At 65.0% G+C, this 16,636-nt stretch carries 12 protein-coding genes and 1 pseudogene; 11 read left to right on the forward strand and 2 right to left on the reverse strand.

Annotated elements, in window-relative coordinates; translation table 11 throughout:
- Positions 1–87: 87 nt before the first annotated feature.
- Positions 88–1,533, forward strand: a complete 1,446-nt coding sequence (locus RPPS3_RS11030) for a hypothetical protein (RefSeq protein WP_107344114.1) — start codon at positions 88–90, stop codon at positions 1,531–1,533.
- A 91-nt stretch (positions 1,534–1,624) separates the two neighbouring features.
- On the opposite strand, the gene RPPS3_RS11035 is transcribed toward RPPS3_RS11030, so the two are convergent.
- Positions 1,625–2,893, reverse strand: coding sequence for a serine hydrolase domain-containing protein (locus RPPS3_RS11035; protein ID WP_107344115.1), 1,269 nt, complete (start codon positions 2,891–2,893; stop codon positions 1,625–1,627).
- Between the two features lie 230 nt (positions 2,894–3,123).
- Here RPPS3_RS11035 and RPPS3_RS11040 point away from each other — a divergent pair, with 230 nt between their 5' ends.
- The 8 genes and pseudogenes from RPPS3_RS11040 to RPPS3_RS11075 all read left to right on the forward strand — a co-directional run bounded on the left by RPPS3_RS11040 (position 3,124) and on the right by RPPS3_RS11075 (position 14,073).
- On the forward strand, positions 3,124–4,029 hold the full coding sequence (locus tag RPPS3_RS11040) for an intradiol ring-cleavage dioxygenase (protein ID WP_107344116.1): 906 nt from the start codon (positions 3,124–3,126) through the stop codon (positions 4,027–4,029).
- Between the two features lie 30 nt (positions 4,030–4,059).
- Complete coding sequence (locus RPPS3_RS11045; RefSeq protein WP_199852211.1) at positions 4,060–4,893, forward strand: aldo/keto reductase; 834 nt, start codon at positions 4,060–4,062, stop codon at positions 4,891–4,893.
- 191 nt (positions 4,894–5,084) lie between these two features.
- Positions 5,085–6,029 carry a DMT family transporter gene (locus tag RPPS3_RS11050; RefSeq protein WP_107344117.1) on the forward strand — a complete coding sequence of 315 codons (945 nt, stop codon included), beginning with the start codon at positions 5,085–5,087 and terminating at the stop codon, positions 6,027–6,029.
- Between the two features lie 202 nt (positions 6,030–6,231).
- Positions 6,232–8,253: a putative bifunctional diguanylate cyclase/phosphodiesterase gene (locus RPPS3_RS11055; RefSeq protein ID WP_107344118.1), complete on the forward strand. Its 2,022-nt coding sequence runs from the start codon at positions 6,232–6,234 to the stop codon at positions 8,251–8,253.
- Positions 8,254–8,499: 246 nt separating this feature from the next.
- Entirely contained in the window at positions 8,500–9,930 is a 1,431-nt protein-coding gene (locus tag RPPS3_RS11060; RefSeq protein ID WP_011157708.1) for an aldehyde dehydrogenase family protein, read from the forward strand.
- A gap of 108 nt (positions 9,931–10,038) precedes the next feature.
- Positions 10,039–11,253 (forward strand): acyltransferase family protein, encoded by a 1,215-nt coding sequence (locus RPPS3_RS11065; protein ID WP_107344119.1) that lies wholly within the window; start codon positions 10,039–10,041, stop codon positions 11,251–11,253.
- Positions 11,254–11,582: 329 nt separating this feature from the next.
- Positions 11,583–13,289 carry an IlvD/Edd family dehydratase gene (locus RPPS3_RS11070; protein ID WP_107344120.1) on the forward strand — a complete coding sequence of 569 codons (1,707 nt, stop codon included), beginning with the start codon at positions 11,583–11,585 and terminating at the stop codon, positions 13,287–13,289.
- Between the two features lie 89 nt (positions 13,290–13,378).
- Positions 13,379–14,073, forward strand: a pseudogene (locus tag RPPS3_RS11075) (DUF899 family protein).
- A 36-nt stretch (positions 14,074–14,109) separates the two neighbouring features.
- On the opposite strand, the gene cowN reads toward RPPS3_RS11075, so the two are convergent.
- On the reverse strand, positions 14,110–14,388 hold the full coding sequence (gene cowN, locus RPPS3_RS11080) for a N(2)-fixation sustaining protein CowN (RefSeq protein WP_107344121.1): 279 nt from the start codon (positions 14,386–14,388) through the stop codon (positions 14,110–14,112).
- A 396-nt stretch (positions 14,389–14,784) separates the two neighbouring features.
- On the opposite strand from cowN, the gene RPPS3_RS11085 reads away from it, so the two are divergent.
- Both RPPS3_RS11085 and RPPS3_RS11090 read left to right on the forward strand, forming a co-directional pair.
- Entirely contained in the window at positions 14,785–15,981 is a 1,197-nt protein-coding gene (locus RPPS3_RS11085) for a DUF2778 domain-containing protein (protein ID WP_107344122.1), read from the forward strand.
- A gap of 137 nt (positions 15,982–16,118) precedes the next feature.
- Positions 16,119–16,448, forward strand: a complete 330-nt coding sequence (locus RPPS3_RS11090) for a hypothetical protein (RefSeq protein ID WP_107344123.1) — start codon at positions 16,119–16,121, stop codon at positions 16,446–16,448.
- The last annotated feature ends 188 nt before the right edge of the window (positions 16,449–16,636 follow it).

The raw sequence follows: 16,636 nt of genomic DNA on the forward strand, positions 1-16,636 counted from the left end.
ACACCGGGGCCTGTAGCTTTACCGGATATTATCGGCGGTTGTGGTTCGATTTCCGGAACGTTGCTTCCGATCGGAAAGAGCCGCTCCTTGACCGTTCCGGCGATCCATTTGACCGAAACCGCCGGCACGCGCAGCTTCGTGCTGCCGCTGCTGGTCGGGACCGGCGTACTCGTCTTCCTGCTGTTGTTCGGCGACAGCCTGCTGCAGGATTCCGACAGCTACTGGCAGATCGAAACCGGCCGCTGGATTTTGGCGCACGGCACGGTGCCGACGGTCGACAGCTTCTCGTTCAGCAAGGCCGGCGAGCCCTGGCAGTCGAGCTCGTGGCTGGCGCAGGTGATCTTCGCGCTGGCGATGCAGGCTGGCTGGGCCGGTCCGGTGATCGTCACCGCACTCGCGGTCGCGGCGGCGCTGGCGATGTTCACCGCTTACCTCGAACGCTACGCCTCCGCTTTGGTGACGGCGACGCTGGCGCTCGCCGTGATGGTGCTGATCATGCCGCACGTGCTGGCACGGCCGCACATGCTGACGCTTCCCGTCATGATGGCGTGGTTCATCGGCCTGATCGATGCAGCCGATCGGAAAGCTGCGCCGCCCTGGGCGCTGCTGCTGGTGATGGTGCTGTGGGCCAATCTGCATGGCGGTTTCGTGTTCGGGCTGATGCTGATCGGCCCGTTGGGAGTGGAGGCGCTGCGTCAGGCCGAGCCGCAGCGGCGATGGGCGCTGGCGCTGCGCTGGGCCGCGTTCGGTCTTGCCGCCGTCGCCGCCTGTTGCGCCACGCCTTACGGCTGGGGCACGCTGCTGGCAGCCACCAAGATCCTCAGCCTCGGTGAAGTGCTGTCGACGCTCGGCGAGTGGGCGTCGTCGGATTTCTCTAAGTTCGGCACCTTCGAAGCCAGCCTGCTGGCATTGCTCGGCATCGCCCTGGCGCGCGGGCTGACACTGCCGTGGCCGCGGCTGCTGTTGGTTCTCGGGCTGGTGCATATGGCGCTCGCGCATGTCCGCAGCATCGAACACTACGCGCTCCTGGTCCCGATGATCGCGGCGCGGCCGTGGGCGCTGCAGCTCGGGCTCGGGTGCAAGTCGGCCGAGGCGAAGCCTGATCTCACCCCGCCGGCCTGGGCCGGCGTCGTCGCGGTGATCGCAATCATCGCGGCAACGATCGCCGCGGCGCCGCGGCTGCATTATCGCTTCGACGAGCCCCAGGTGCCGGAGCGGGCACTGGCCGCCGTGCAGGCGCACGGGGCCCAGCGGATCTTCAACGCTTACATCTTCGGCGGCTATCTGATCTCGCGCCACGTGCCGGTGTTCATCGACGGCCGTGCCGAGCTGTACGGCGAAGCGAGGGTGATGGACATGATCCGCGCTACCGCTGGGCGCGATCCCGTCGCGCTCGACCGCATGCTGACCGGCAACGACATCGATGCGACGATGCTGCCGCCAAGCGCGCCTGCCGTTCGGCAGATGGACGAACGGCCGGGCTGGCGCCGGCTCTACGCCGACGACATCGCCGTCGTGCATGTGCGCGATTAGCTCGGTCATTCCGAGCGAAGCAATCCAGTTTCGAGTCCAGAGCTAGATTGCTTCGTCGCTTTCGCTCAATGACGAGAGTCCAGGCTGCGATCTAAAGATTGCTCGCGGTGATCGCGCTGTACACCAGGGTGCGCAGCTCGCGGCGGATCGGGTAGGCGCTGGAGGGGATGAGCTGGGTCATGAAGATCGTGATCAGCTCTTCGGCCGGATCGATCCAGAACGCGGTCGAGGCCGCGCCGCCCCAATAGAATTCGCCGGCCGAGCCCGGCAACAGCGTCAGCGCCGGGTTCATGTTGACGGCGAAGCCGAGCCCGAAGCCGATGCCGGCATTGGTGGCTTCGGAGAACATCGACAGCGACATCTGGGTGAGGTCGCGGTTGCCGGGCAAATGATTGCTGGTCATCAGCTTCAGCGTCTTCGGCCCGATCAGCCGGACGCCTCCGAGTTCGCCGCCGTTCAAAAGCGCGCGGCAGAAGGTGAGATAGTCTGCGGTGGTCGAGACCAGCCCGCCGCCGCCGGAGATTAGCGCGGGCGGCGCGAGGAAGCTCGAGGTTGCCGGATCGTCCGACAGCGTCATGCCGCCCTTGCCGTCGGCGGTGTAGCAGGCGGCGAGCCGCTGCGCCTTGGCGGCCGGCACGTGGAAGTCGGTGTCGGTCATGCCGAGTGGATCAAGGATGCGCTGCTTGACGAACTGCTCGAACGGCATGCCGCTGATCTTCTGCACGATGTAGCCGACGATGTCGGTCGACACCGAGTAGTTCCAGGCGTCGCCCGGCGAGAACTCCAGCGGGATCTGCGCCAGATCGGCGATCCAGGAATCCAACGTGCCGGCCTTCTCGAAGGCGCCGATGCCTTTGTCGCGATAGGCGGCGTCGATATTGGTGCGATTCTGGAAGCCATAGGTCAGGCCCGAGGTGTGGCGCAGCAGGTCGACCACCTGCATCGGCCGCGCCGGCGGTTTGGTCAGGAAATACGGCGCGATGCCGGCCTGGAACACGCCGAGACTGGCCCATTGCGGGATGTACTTCACCACCGGATCGTCGAGCTGCACCCGGCCTTCCTCGAACAGCATCATCAATGCCACAGAGGTGATCGGCTTGGTCATCGAATAGATGCGGAAGATGGTGTCGTCGCGCACCGCGACTTTGCGTTCGACGTCGGCGAAGCCGAGCGAGGACTGGTACACGATCTGGCCGCGACGATACACCAGTGTCTGGGTGCCGGGCAGCTTGCCGGAATCGAGATACAGCCGCCGCAGATGATCGTCGATCCGGCGCAGCGCGGCCTCGGACATGCCGGCGCTGGCGGCCGATCCGATGGTCGGCGTCGAGGATTGGGCTACTGCGGCTTGGCTCGGCATCGCTTCACTCCTGAAGATCGTGGATCGTCCGGTTGACGGTCCCGGATTCTGAGATGGTTCGCTCGGGCGCCCTTGATATCGGAAAACCGTGACGCGTTCTATCGGCGCCATGCGGCGCGCGATGCGCCGACGTCTGTGCTTCCATGCATGCCCGCCTTCCGTGGCGGCGCTTACCACGGCAGGAAGCATGGTGTACCGTCGCCGCCTCTCCAACGACCATTGAGCGGGACATGCCTCAATTCGACGAGACCGACCTCACCGAGGCGGTCGTCAAGAGCTTCGACGAAACCCCCGATCCGCGCATGAAGCTGTTGATGCGCGAGCTGGTGCGCTCGCTGCACGACTATGTCCGCCGCACCGGCCTGACCTTCGAGGAATGGGAGAAGGCGATCGATTTCCTCACCCGCACGGGGCAGAAATGCACGCCGAGCCGGCAGGAATTCATCCTGCTGTCGGACGTACTCGGGGTCTCGATGCTGGTCGATGCCGTCAATCACCGCGACCGCGCCGGCGCGACGCAGACGACGGTGCTCGGCCCGTTCTATGTCGGCGAGCACAAGCCGATGGCGCACGGCGCCGACATTGCCGAAGGCGTTGACGGCGAACCGATGTATGTGGCGGCCCGCGTCACCGATCTCGACGGCGCGCCGATCGTCAATGCGGCGGTCGATGTCTGGCACGCCGACGATGACGGCTTCTATGATTCCCAGAAACCTGGATATGCCGAGCAGGGCGCGTCGCTGCGGGCGCGGTTCGCGACCGACGCGGACGGACGGGTGGCGTTCCGCACCATCCTGCCGTGCAGCTATCCGATCCCGATCGACGGCCCGGTCGGTGACCTGATCCTGGCGGCCCGCAGGCACCCAATGCGGCCGGCCCATGTGCATTTTCTGGTCAGCGCCCCTGGCTTCGAGCCGCTGGTCACCCATGTTTTCATCGAAGGTGATAAATATCTGGAGTCCGACGTCGTCTTCGGGGTCAAGGACGAGCTGATTTCGAACGTTGAATTGCGCAACGATGCGGTGATGCCCGACGGTCGCGAAGCCTCGGGGCCGTGGCATTTGATGACTTACGAGTTCCGGCTGAAGCCGGGCCAAGGCGCCGCGCCGCGACCGATGATGGCCAGCACGGCGTGATCGTGATGGGAGTGGATGGTGACTGGGGACATGCGCAGATTCGGCCGGATGGGGCCGAAGCTTGCGCCGATCGGGCAGGGCACCTGGTATATCGACCAGGGTGACCGCGCGTCGGCGCTCGCCGCGCTGCGGCGCGGCCTCGATCTCGGCCTGACGCACATCGACACTGCCGAGATGTATGGCGACGCCGAGCCTTTGGTCGCCGAAGCGATTGCCGGCCGGCGCGACGAGGTGTTCTTGGTTTCGAAAGTGTTACCGAGCAACGCCTCCCGCCGCGGCACCGTCGCGGCCTGCGAGCGCTCGCTGGCGCGGCTCCGCACCGATCGGCTCGACTGCTACCTGCTGCATTGGCGTGGGCATTATCAGCTCAGCGAGACGGTGGCCGCGTTCGAGGAGCTGGTCGCCGCCGGCAAGATTCTGTCCTGGGGCGTCAGCAATTTCGACGCCGGCGACCTGCGCGAGCTGCACAGGATCGCCGGGGACGGCAAGATCGCCTGCAATCAGGTGCTGTATCATCTGCTCGAACGGGCGATCGAGCACACCGTTATTCCGTGGTGCGAGGCTCATGGCGTCGCGGTGACGGCATATTCGCCGTTCGGTCACGACGAATTTCCGGCGCCGCGTAGCGCGGCGGGCCGGCTGCTGCAGAGCGTCGCCGATGCCCATGGCGCGACGCCTCGGCAAGTGGCGCTGGCGTTTCTGACCCGGCGGCCGTCGGTGTTTGCGATCCCGAAGGCCGGCAATCCGGCCCACGCGGCGGACAATGCGGCGGCCCTTGCGCTGCGGCTCAGCGACGAGGAGATCGACGCGATCGATCAGGCCTGCCCGCTCGGCCCGGAGCCCGCCAGCCTGCCGATGCTGTAAGCGAAAAAGCGCGGGCAGGGCGACACAAGCCCACCGCGTAGGCGCTTTTCCGGACCTGTCGCATGACCGAGTCCCGATTTCGGCACTTGTGCCGGCGCGCCGAACATCGTTTTGTCGGATTATTAGTTGATAGGGATCTCCGCCCGTGGACGGGTCCCGCCTCCCTGCCATCTCCAAAGCGTTATCGAGCCTTGACCGTCACCTCGCCAAGCAACGACGCCGTGCGCCGGCTCACTCACCGCCACGCCGACCATCCGCTGCGCGGCATCGCGCTGATCGTCGGCTCGACGGTGTTTCTCGCCTGCTCGGATACGCTGGCGAAGTATCTCGGCCGCACGCTGCCGCCGATCGAGATCGGCTGGATTCGGTTTCTGGTGTTCCTGCTGATCATGATCCCGGTGGCGCTCGCCTCCAAGGAATCGCCGCTGCGCTCGGTGCGGCCGAAGCTGCAGGTGCTGCGGGCGCTGGCGCTGGTGTCATCCTCGGTGCTGTTCATCACCAGCCTGCAGTTCCTGCCGATCGCGGAAGCCTCGGCGACGTCGTTCGTGGCACCGCTGTTTGTCACCGCGCTGTCGATCCCGCTGCTCGCCGAGCACGTCGGCATCCGGCGCTGGATCGCGACGCTGGTCGGCCTCGTCGGCGTGCTGATCGTGATCCGGCCCGGCTCGGCCGCGTTCGATCCTGCGGTGCTGCTGCCGATCCTGTCGGCATTCGGCTGGGCGCTGACGCTTACCTTGACGCGGATGATCAGCGGTGCCGATCGCGCCGTGGTCACGATGTCGTTCTCGGCGTTGGTCGGCTTCATCACGCTCAGCGCGGTGGTGCCGTTCGTCTGGGTGACGCCGACCTGGCAGGACATCGGCATCGGCCTGCTGGTCGGGCTCGCCTCGACCATGGGGCAGTGGGTGGTCGTGCTGGCCTATCGCTATGCCGACGCCTCGGTGCTGGCGCCGTTCACCTACAGCCAGCTTGTCTGGGTCGCGTTTCTCGGCTTCGGCGTGTTCGGCGAGGTGCCCGACGTCTGGACCTTTGTCGGCGCCGCGGTGATCATCGGCAGCGGCATCTACACCGCACAGCGCGAGCGGCTACGCCGCAAGCAGCAGGAACTGCCCTCAGAGCCGTATCCGAGCCCGTGAGCTAACCGCGCGCGAACGACGGTGCGTACGACTTCTCGTTGTCGTCGACTTCTATCTACACGTAGCAATATTCCAGCGATGATGAGTAACGGATGTCGCGCGGCGTTCCGCCGCGACGGCTGCGGTCAATTTGGCGATCGCTTTAAGCATTAGGCAAAACCACGATGCCAGAGTGCGAAGCGAAAGCAGGTTCCAATCGCAGATGGCTGAACTTCCTTCCGCGTCCGACGCCCACAGTTGGGGAATGATCGCCCTGGCCGCCGTGCTGTGCGCACTTGGCGTCGTGGCGGCTTATGGCGGGCTGCGCAGCGTCCGGATCAGCGAGGGCAAGGGACGCCGGTACTGGATCATCGCGACCGGCTTTGCCTCGATCAGTTCAGTGGCGTCTGTTGCAGCGCTGGCGCTGCTCGCGGCCTCGGATGCGCCGCTTGCACCGACCATCGCGCTCGCGCTGATGATCGGCTCTGTGATCGCGACCACCGGCTTTGCGAGCCTGGCGGTTTGGCTAAGTTCGATCGCAGGTCGCCGCACCCGACTGACCTTGGCCGAACGTGACATGGTGCTGGACGCGATCCTCAACGATGCGGCGCGCGGGTTCTGTCTGTTCGACGCTGAGGGGCGGCTGAAGCTTTGGAACGAGGCCTTCCTCGACATCTATGCGATCCCGCCGGGCCGCGAGATCGCCGGTCACTGCCTGCGTCGCACGCTGGCGGTAATGCGGAATTCCGGCAACTTCGTCAGCGACCAGCGGCAACTGATCGAACTGAGTGCCGCGATCGCCTCGGGTGGACCGGCCAGCCTAGTCGCCGAACTGCGCGACGGCCGGCATATCCGGATCGATCTGAGACGTCTGCCGAACGGCGGCTGGATCGCCAAGCATAGCGATGTCACCGACCACAAACAGGCCGAGCAGCGCTTTGCTTATCTGGCGTTGCACGACGTTGCCACCGGTCTGCCGAACCGCGCCGCGTTCAACGACCGAATCGTCCAGAGCGTCGAGCAGGCGCGCCGCTTCGACGGCAGCTTTGCGGTGATCCGGCTCGGCATCGATCGCTTCAAAGAGATCAACGACGTGTTCGGCCAGGCGGTCGGAGACGCGGTGCTGGCCGAGATGGCGCGTCGTCTCGCAGACACCTGCCATTGGGGCTTCCTGGCACGGCCGGGCGGCGACGAGTTTTCGATCGTCACTCCGCCTGATGCCGCGGACGACTCGATCCAGGACGTCTGCCGGCAGCTTGCCGAGCTGTGCGACACCGAGTTCGAAGTCGATGGCCATCACATCCGCGTCGGTGCGACCGCGGGTGTCAGCGTCTATCCACGCGACGGCGATGACGCGGACACGCTGATCGCCCATGCGGACGTTGCGCTGTATCGCGCCAAGACCGAGCAACGCGGCACGGTGTGCCTGTTCGAGCCGGCGATGGATCTGCAGATCCGCGAAAAGCGCGCGCTGCAGCGCGAGCTCGCGGTTGCGTTGGAGCAGCGCCAGTTCGAAATCCACTACCAGCCGCAGGCCTGCACATCCGGCGAGATCGTCGGCTTCGAAGCGCTGCTGCGCTGGCGCCATCCGGTGCGCGGCATGGTGTCGCCTGCGCTGTTCGTGCCGCTCGCGGAAGAGACCGGCCAGATCGGCCCGATCGACGAATGGGTGCTGCGCAGCGTCTGCGCCGAGGCAGCGTCATGGGCCAAGCCGCTGGCGATCGCCGTCAACTTCTCGCCGCTCGACTTCCGCCGCTTCGATGTGCCGGCGCTGATCCTGCAGATCCTGCTGGAAACCGGGCTGGAGGCCTCGCGTCTCGAAATCGAGATCACCGAAGGCGTGCTGATCGACGATTTCGCCGGGGCGATCGCGATTCTGCGCAAGATCAAGAATCTCGGCGTGCGCGTCGCGATGGACGATTTCGGCGCCGGCTACTCGTCGCTGTCGTATCTGCAATCATTTCCGTTCGACAAGATCAAGATCGATCAGGCCTTCACCCGGAAGCTCGAGACCAATCCGGAATCGGCCGCGATCGTCGAAGCGATCCTCAGCCTGGCACGGACGCTGAAACTGCCGGTGATCGCCGAGGGCGTCGAGACCGAGAAACAGCTCGCGTTCCTGGCTCAGGCCGGCTGCGACGAGGTGCAGGGCTATCTGATCGGCAGGCCGCAACCGATCGCCCATTACCGCGATCTGACCACCGGCGAAGCGGTCGCCGCGACACCGTTGGCGCAAGCGGTTTGATGCTGCGCCGCAGCAGGATGCTCGTAATTTCCGTGCAGTGGTAGAAGATCTTTCTCGATCACGCCACACACGCGCAATTGTGCGAGGATGCCTTGCTCCGCTCGTGTCGGTGATTTTATATGCCGTTCCCGCATATGGCGGTGGTCGATTTTTCGGACCGTTCGTACCGAGGCGAGGGCCTCGCGCGACGGCGCCGATCCTGATCACACTCACCACCAACCACCCGCGATTAAGCAAGAGGTTCCGATGGTCAACCGCATGCAGTTCTATATCGATGGCGCCTGGGTCGATCCCGTCGTCAAGAAGTCGACGCCGGTCGTCAATCCCGCCACCGAAGAGGCGATGTATGAGGTTGCGCTCGGCTCCAAGGCTGACGTCGACAAGGCGGTCGCCGCCGCAAAACGTGCGTTCGAGACGTTCTCGGTGACCAGCCGCGAAGAGCGCATCGCGCTACTGGAGAAGGTGGTCGCGATCTACAAGAGCCGGATGAAGGAAATCGGTGCCGCGATCTCCGACGAGATGGGCGCGCCGTTGCCGATGGCTGAGAAGATGCAGGCCGGCGCCGGCCTTGGTCACATCATGTCGACGCTCGACGTGCTGAAGAACTATCAGTTCGAGGAGCCGCTCGGCTCGGCGATGATCGTGCGTGAGCCGATCGGCGTGGTCGGCATGATCACGCCGTGGAACTGGCCGCTCAATCAGATCGCCTGCAAGGTCGCGCCCGCGATCGCGGCCGGCTGCACCATGGTGCTGAAGCCGAGCGAATTCACCCCGACCTCGGCGCTGCTGTTCGCCGAAATCCTCCACGAAGCCGGCGTGCCGAAGGGTGTGTTCAACCTCGTCAACGGCCTCGGTCCAGAGGTCGGCGCGGCGATGAGCGAACATCCCGACATCGACATGATCTCGTTCACCGGTTCGACCCGCGCAGGCATCGACGTCGCCCAGCGTGCGGCGCCGACGGTGAAGCGCGTTAGCCAGGAGCTCGGTGGCAAGTCGCCGAACGTCATCCTTGAGGACGCCGACCTGACCAAGGCGGTGACCGGTGGCGTGATGCATATGTTCAACAACTCCGGTCAGTCGTGTAACGCGCCAAGCCGGATGATCGTTCCGCTGTCGAAGATGAAGGAGGTCGCGGCGATCGCCAAGGGCGTCGCCGAGAAGACCAAGGCGGGCGATCCGCGCGGCGAAGGCACCACCATCGGTCCGGTCGTCAACCGCATCCAGTGGGACAAGATCCAGACGCTGATCAACAAGGGCATCGAGGAGGGCGCCACCCTCGTCGCCGGCGGTCCCGGCCTGCCGGAAGGCGTCAACAAGGGCTTCTATGTGCGCCCGACGGTGTTCGCCGACGTCACCAAGGACATGACCATCGCGCGCGAAGAAATCTTCGGGCCGGTGTTGGTGATCATGGGCGCCAAGGACGAGAACGAGGCGGTCGAGCTTGCCAACGACACGCCGTATGGTCTGGCCGGTTACGTCTCGGCCGGCTCGGTTGACCGCGCCCGCGCGGTCGGCCGCAAGATCCGCGCCGGCAACGTCAACCTGCAGGGCGTGCCCAACGAACGCACCGCGCCGTTCGGCGGCTACAAGCAGTCGGGCAACGGCCGCGAGTGGGGCAAGTTCGGTCTCGAAGAATATCTCGAGGTCAAGGCAATCGCCGGCTTCAACGCCGCGTAACTGCGATCGCGCGATGCCGGGACCGTCTGGTTCCGGCATCGCCGCGGGGTTAATGATTAATACGCTCATGCATTGATCGAGGTTCGAACGCCTGCCATTGCTGCTCCAATGGCCGTGACGCTACGAACCGACACCATTCATTTCGGCGCGCTCGACAGTTGGCGTGGCCTGTGCGCGATCCTGGTCGCGCTGTTTCATCTCAGTGTGCTCGGCCACATTCACGACGTTCCGCTGATCAGAAACGCATTTCTGTTCGTCGACTTCTTCTTCGTGCTCAGCGGCTTTGTGATCACCCACGCGTATCTCGGGCGCCTCAACACGGGCTCGGAGTTCACTGCCTTCGCGATCAAGCGGCTTGGTCGGATCTGGCCTTTGCACGTCGTCGTGCTGGCGGCGTTCGTGCTGGCCGAAGCCGTCAATTTCGCGCTGGCAATGGCGATCGGCTTCAAGACCGGACACGCGCCGTTCGCCGCAGAAGGCTATCGGCCGCTGGTTGCGATTCCGGCGCAACTGCTGCTGCTGCAGGCGGTGAATGTCTCAGACAAGCTCACGTGGAACTTCCCAAGCTGGAGCATCGGGGCCGAATACTGGACCTACCTCGTCTTCGGCCTGATCGCGCTCACCGTGCCGCGGTGGCGGACGTTTGTGCTGGCTGCGGTCGGGTTGCTTGCGGCTGCGGTCGTGGCGTCGTTTTCAAAGCACGGTATCGAAACCACCTACGACTTCGGATTGTTTCGCTGTCTGTACGGATTCACGGTGGGCCATCTGACCTACCTGATCTACCGGACCGCGAAGGCTGCACCGAGCCGGCGTTTCGGCACAGCGATCGAGGTCGGCATCGTCGCATTGGTCTGTGGTTTCGTCATTGCCGCCGGAAGAGGGCCGCTGTCGCTGGCTGCGCCTCTGCTATTCGGCTTGACCGTGCTGATCTTTGCTTACGAGCGCGGGCTGGTTTCGCGCATGTTGAACTGGCCGGTGTTCGTCAAGCTCGGCGAGCTGTCGTATTCGATCTACATGGTGCACGCCTTCGTGGCTTTGATGATCATGACCGCTGCGACGATCGGGCAAAAATTGATCGGGCGCCCTTTGCTCGTGGAACAGATCCACGACGGCGAACCGGTCAAGGTGATCGCCAACCTGAACGTCTACGTGCTGGACGCGATCTTCGTGGCCTACATCGGGATCGTCATCGGCCTCTCGGCGCTAACCAGACGGCTGGTCGAAATTCCCGGCCAACGTTTGTTCGGCCGTTGGGCCCAGAAGGCAGCTTCGGCAGCTCGACCGGCCGCAGCTCCACTGGGACCGGTGTCGCAGCAACCTTAGGGACGGCCGCGCCGTCTTTGCTGCCAAGGGACGGCCGCACCGCCGAGGGCGTGGTCCGGTAGTCGTCCGAGTAGTTGGTTCATCTTACCGTCGTTAAAAGGAGCTTAAGTGCCGCGGCTCCGGGGCGATCGACTCGCCCGAACGAGGGCGAAGGATCCGATGAACCCGCTGCTTTCCGTCTCCCATCGACGCCAGTTCCTGACCATTGCCCTCAGCGGCGTCGCGATTCTGATCGCGCTGGTTGTGGCCAAGGTGATCACCTGACCCTCCGCGATTGACATCGGCGGCCGCCGTCCCTCAAGTGCAGCGAAACTGCTGCGGGACGGAACATGGCCGACGGATTGCGCAAGGGACTGACAGCTTACGGCGATTCAGGATTCTCGCTGTTCCTGCGCAAAGCCTTCATCAAGGCGATGGGCTATTCGGACGACGCGCTCGACCGGCCGATCGTCGGCATCACCAACACCCACAGCGACTACAATCCCTGCCACGGCAACGCACCGCAGATTATCGAGGCGGTGAAGCGCGGCGTGATGCTGGCCGGCGCGATGCCGATGGTGTTTCCGACCATCTCGATCGCCGAGAGTTTTGCGCATCCGACCTCGATGTACTTGCGCAATCTGATGGCGATGGACACCGAGGAGATGATCCGCGCCCAGCCGATGGACGCGGTGGTGGTGATCGGAGGCTGCGACAAGACGCTGCCGGCGCAAGTGATGGCCGCGGTGTCGGCCGATCTGCCGACGGTGGTGATCCCGGTGGGGCCGATGGTGGTCGGACATCACAAAGGCGAGGTGCTTGGCGCCTGCACCGACTGCCGGCGGTTGTGGGCGAAATATCGCGCCGGCGAGATCGACGATGCCGAGATCGAAGCGGTCAACGGCCGGCTGGCGCCTTCGGTCGGCACCTGCATGGTGATGGGCACTGCATCGACGATGGCCTGCATGATCGAGGCGATGGGGCTGTCGCTGCCGATGAGCGCGACGATCCCGGCGCCGCATGCCGAGCGCTTCCGCTCGGCGGAGGCCAGCGGCCGCGTCGCTGCCGCGATGGCCAAGGCCAAGGGGCCGCGCCCCAGTGAGCTGCTGACGCCGGCGGCGTTTCGTAACGCGCAAATGGTGCTGCAGGCGATCGGCGGATCGACCAACGGACTGATCCATCTCACCGCGATCGCCGGCCGTGTGCCGCACCGGATCGATCTCGACGAGTTCGACGCGATTGGCCGCGAGGTGCCGGTGCTGGTCGATCTCAAGCCGTCCGGCGCGCACTACATGGAGCACTTCCACCACGCCGGCGGCGTGCCGAAGTTGATGGCGCAGCTCGGTGATTTGATCGAACTCGACGCCAGCACCGTGACCGGCGCGACGCTGCGTGAGGTGGTGGCGCAGGCCGAGGACGTGCCGGGGCAGGACGTGATCCGCTCGCGCGATAATCCGATCCGCGGCGAGGGTGGGCTTGCGGTGCTGCACGGCAATCTGGCGCCGCGCGGCGCCCTGATCAAACACGCGGCGGCATCGCCCGGCTTGCTGCAGCACACCGGCCGCGCGGTGGTGTTCGAAACGCTGGAGGACATGGCGCGGCGGATCGACGATCCCGATCTCGACGTCACGGCAGATGATGTGCTGGTACTGCGCAATGCCGGACCGAAGGGCGCGCCCGGGATGCCGGAGGCCGGCTATTTGCCGATCCCGCTGAAGCTGGCGCGGGCAGGGGTGAAGGACATGGTCCGGATCTCGGACGCACGGATGAGCGGCACGGCGTTCGGCACCATCGTGCTGCACATCACGCCGGAAAGCGCCGAGGGCGGACCGCTGGCGCTGGTGCAGACCGGCGACCGGATCGCCCTCGACGTCGCCGCGCGCCGGATCGACCTGCTGGTCGATGACGCCGAGCTCGTCCGCCGCCGCGCCGCGCTGCCGGTGACTGCTGCGACCCGCCCGGGACGCGGCTACGCGCAGTTGTTCCACGACGCGGTGTTGCAGGCCGACGAGGGCTGCGACTTCGATTTCCTCACGGCGTCCGGTCGCTCGACCTAGCCGGTTCCCGACCGGCGGTTGTTTGGCGGCTGTCGGATCGGCGTGCGCTCGTTCGTCCCATGGAGACACCATGGACCGAAGGAGCCGTCATGACCCTGAAGCCTGCGATCGAACTCGCCCGTGCCAGCGGCGTGCGCTATCCGAATGAGAGTTCCGAGTATCGCCGCGCGCGCGAGGCGCTGCTCGCCGAAGAGATCGAACTGCGCCGTCACATCGAGCGCGTTGCCGCGCAGCGCCGGCAGCTGCCGCCGGGCGGCGAGGTGACAAAGCCCTACGCTTTCGAAGGCGAGGGCGGGCGGACCGACTTCGCCGGTCTGTTCGGCGGCAAGCAAAGCCTCGTCGTTTACAACTTCATGTATGGGCCGCAGCGCGCCGAGCCGTGCCCGATGTGCACCTCGTTGCTGAGCGCCTGGGACGGCGAGGTGCCGGACATCACCCAGCGGGTGGCGCTGGCGGTCGTCGCGCGGTCGCCGATCGATCGTTTGGTGGCGTTCAAGCGGCATCGCGGCTGGCATTACCTGCCGTTGTTCACTGACCTGACCGGTGCGTTCAGCAACGACTATCACGCCATTACGCCCAGCGGCGACGAGGTGCCGGCGTCAACGTCTTCACGCGGCGCGATGGCGGAACCCGGCACTTCTGGGGAGGCGAGATGACCGGCACGACGTCCGATCCGGGCCAGGACCCGCGTGGGGCCCCGGACCTGATGCCGCTGTGGACTATCTTCGATGTCACCCCGGAGGGACGGGGCACCGATTGGTATCCACGCTTGCGTTACACCTGAGTCGCTACCTGAAACGTTGCGGCGGTGCTTACCCGCTCACATCAGGTTGGCCTCGAGATCTTCCAGCATCTCGAGGGTTTCGAGGTCGCCATTGTCTTCGAGCAGCTCGCGCAGCGTCGGCAGATAATTGTGGAGGATGCGCAGGTCGTCGAGACCCTGCTTGTCGCGAAGCTCGACGCGCTTCTGGGCGAAGTACGCCCAGAACGGGTTTTCGCCGGCATCGACGTGGCGCTGGAGCCTCTGCATCACCCGCTCGGAGCGACCCTCCCAGTCGCAGTGTTTGAAGCTGACATAACGATCGAAGGAAGCTGACATTCTGGGCCTCAAAACGTAAGAACGCGGCTCAGATGCAACCGGTATGCCATGGCCGGCGAGTCGTGCCGTCCTGCGCCGAAGCGCCGCGGAAGCGGGGGAATCCGGCCGGGGCCGGCTCCGCGTAATACTACGAGGGTTGGACTTCGCGGACTTGGCGGGCAGGAGCTGCGGCCTCCAGCACTGCGCGCTTTCAATTAAGCTGTTGATATTAAATCAAAAATGAGCCCGGAAGGGTCGTAACCATCCGTTAACTATAACGGAGCATGGTTCCCAATCGAGGCCGCTTAAACTGCATTTAACTAAAACCCGCCTTAATCGCGCTCCTCTGTTCTGCCACATCTGTATGCGGTATCTTGGTTCGCCGCTGACCGATGGGGAAAGTCGGGAAGTGAGCGAATGACAGTCGGCACGGGGCGGCGATCGCTGTCCAACCAACGTGGGGCCCGCTACATGGGGTTTCGGAAATCGCTCGGCGCGATCGGAATCGCGCTGCCGGTGATCGGTTGCGTCTGGACGGTTTATGCCAACACCGTCGGCGCCAGCATCTATCCGACCGTCGGTTCGTTGCGTGACGATCAGAGCACGCGCTCCTCGATCGAACGCACCTCGTTCTCCGCACGGTTCGAACCGCTCGCCGCCGCTGCCGAGGCCGCGCCGCAACTCATGGCTTCGCTGGCGCTGAAATCCGCCTTCAAGAGCCAAGAGAGCAAGGGCGTCCAGGTCGCGTCCGCCGATCCGACCGACGTTCCGGTCACCGCCAGCGTCCAGGCCTCCGAGCCCGCCAAGACCGGCCATCGCTATTACGCTCTGCTCGATCCTTCCTATTCGTTCGGCTTCCAGCCCGATCGGTTCAAACAGCCCGGACAAAATCGTCCCGCGGCGGCCGAGACCGAGGACGACGCCAAGGTCGGCGTCGCGCCGCCGCCGTCGCCGGTGAAGGAAGCGATGAACGTGCCGCTGCCGCCGCAGCGCACCAAGTCGGTCGCCGCCGTCACCCCGCGCAATCCGTCGCGCAACCCCTTCAGCCACGAAGCCCTGGTCGCCCGCGCCAAGTCGGCGATCCTGATGTCCGCGCAGAACCACAAGTCCAGCTTCTTCGAGAAGCTGTTCGGCAAGGTCGACAGCCCGGCGCTCGCTTACGCCTCGGCCGACACCAGCGACATGGACGTTGGTCAGGTTCGCGACAGCGCCTTCAATCCCTCCGACGAAGATCGCTACACCGCTGTCTACGACATCACCGCCAAGATGGTGTACATGCCGGATGGCTCCAAGCTCGAGGCGCATTCCGGCCTCGGCGCCCGGATGGACGATCCTCGCCACGTCAGCGTGAAGATGCAGGGCGCCACCCCGCCGCACATCTACGACCTGAAGATGCGCGAGAAGCTGTTCCACGGTGTTGCCGCGATCCGTCTCACGCCGGTCGGCGGTGAGGACGTGATCTACGGCCGCACCGGTCTGCTGGCTCACACCTACATGCTCGGGCCGCGCGGCGACTCCAACGGCTGCGTCTCGTTCAAGGACTACAACGCGTTCCTGCAGGCGTTCAAACGCGGCGAGGTCAAGCGCCTGGTGGTGGTCGGCAGCCTGACCTGATCAGGCTGACCCACCACGTAGCCCGGGGCGCCGCCGCGAGCGGCGCGCCCGAACTGCCTTCTCTCCACAATCCGTGAACGCTCCGGCCGGAACCAGTTGGCCGGGCTCGCACTTGGTCGATCAAAGGGAGATCGACCATGACCCCACGCCTGTCTGCTGCCGTGTTTGCGTTCACCGTCGCCGCCGGCGGCTCCGCCGTCGCGCAGGATCAAGGCACGGCCGCGCAGCGCGAAGCCTGCACGCCCGACGCCTTCCGTCTCTGCGGCCAGTTCATTCCCGACGCGTCTCGAATCGAAAGCTGCCTGCGTGAGGCAGGGCCGCGGCTGAGTCCAGCGTGCTACGTGGTGTTCAATCCGCCGAAAACCAACAACCAGAGGCCGCTCCGCACGGTGCGCCGTCAGGCTCCCCAGGACTTCCAGCAGGTCGACGACGACAGCCGTGTCGGCCGCAACTTCGATCGCTGGTGAAAAGGTGCAGGTCAGCTTCTGAAATGCGAAGAGGGGGCGGATCGAGATCCCAGCCCCTAGATTAAGTGTGGAATCAGCAAGTCGTTGATTTCACGAAATTAAAATGGGCATTGAATCCCTCGATCAGTGGGGACTTGGTGTCCATTTTACGTTTCAGATCGGTCGCGAAACCGAAATGATCGAGGGAG

It is taken from the genome of Rhodopseudomonas palustris, from assembly GCF_003031265.1.
GTDB lineage: Bacteria > Pseudomonadota > Alphaproteobacteria > Rhizobiales > Xanthobacteraceae > Rhodopseudomonas > Rhodopseudomonas palustris_H.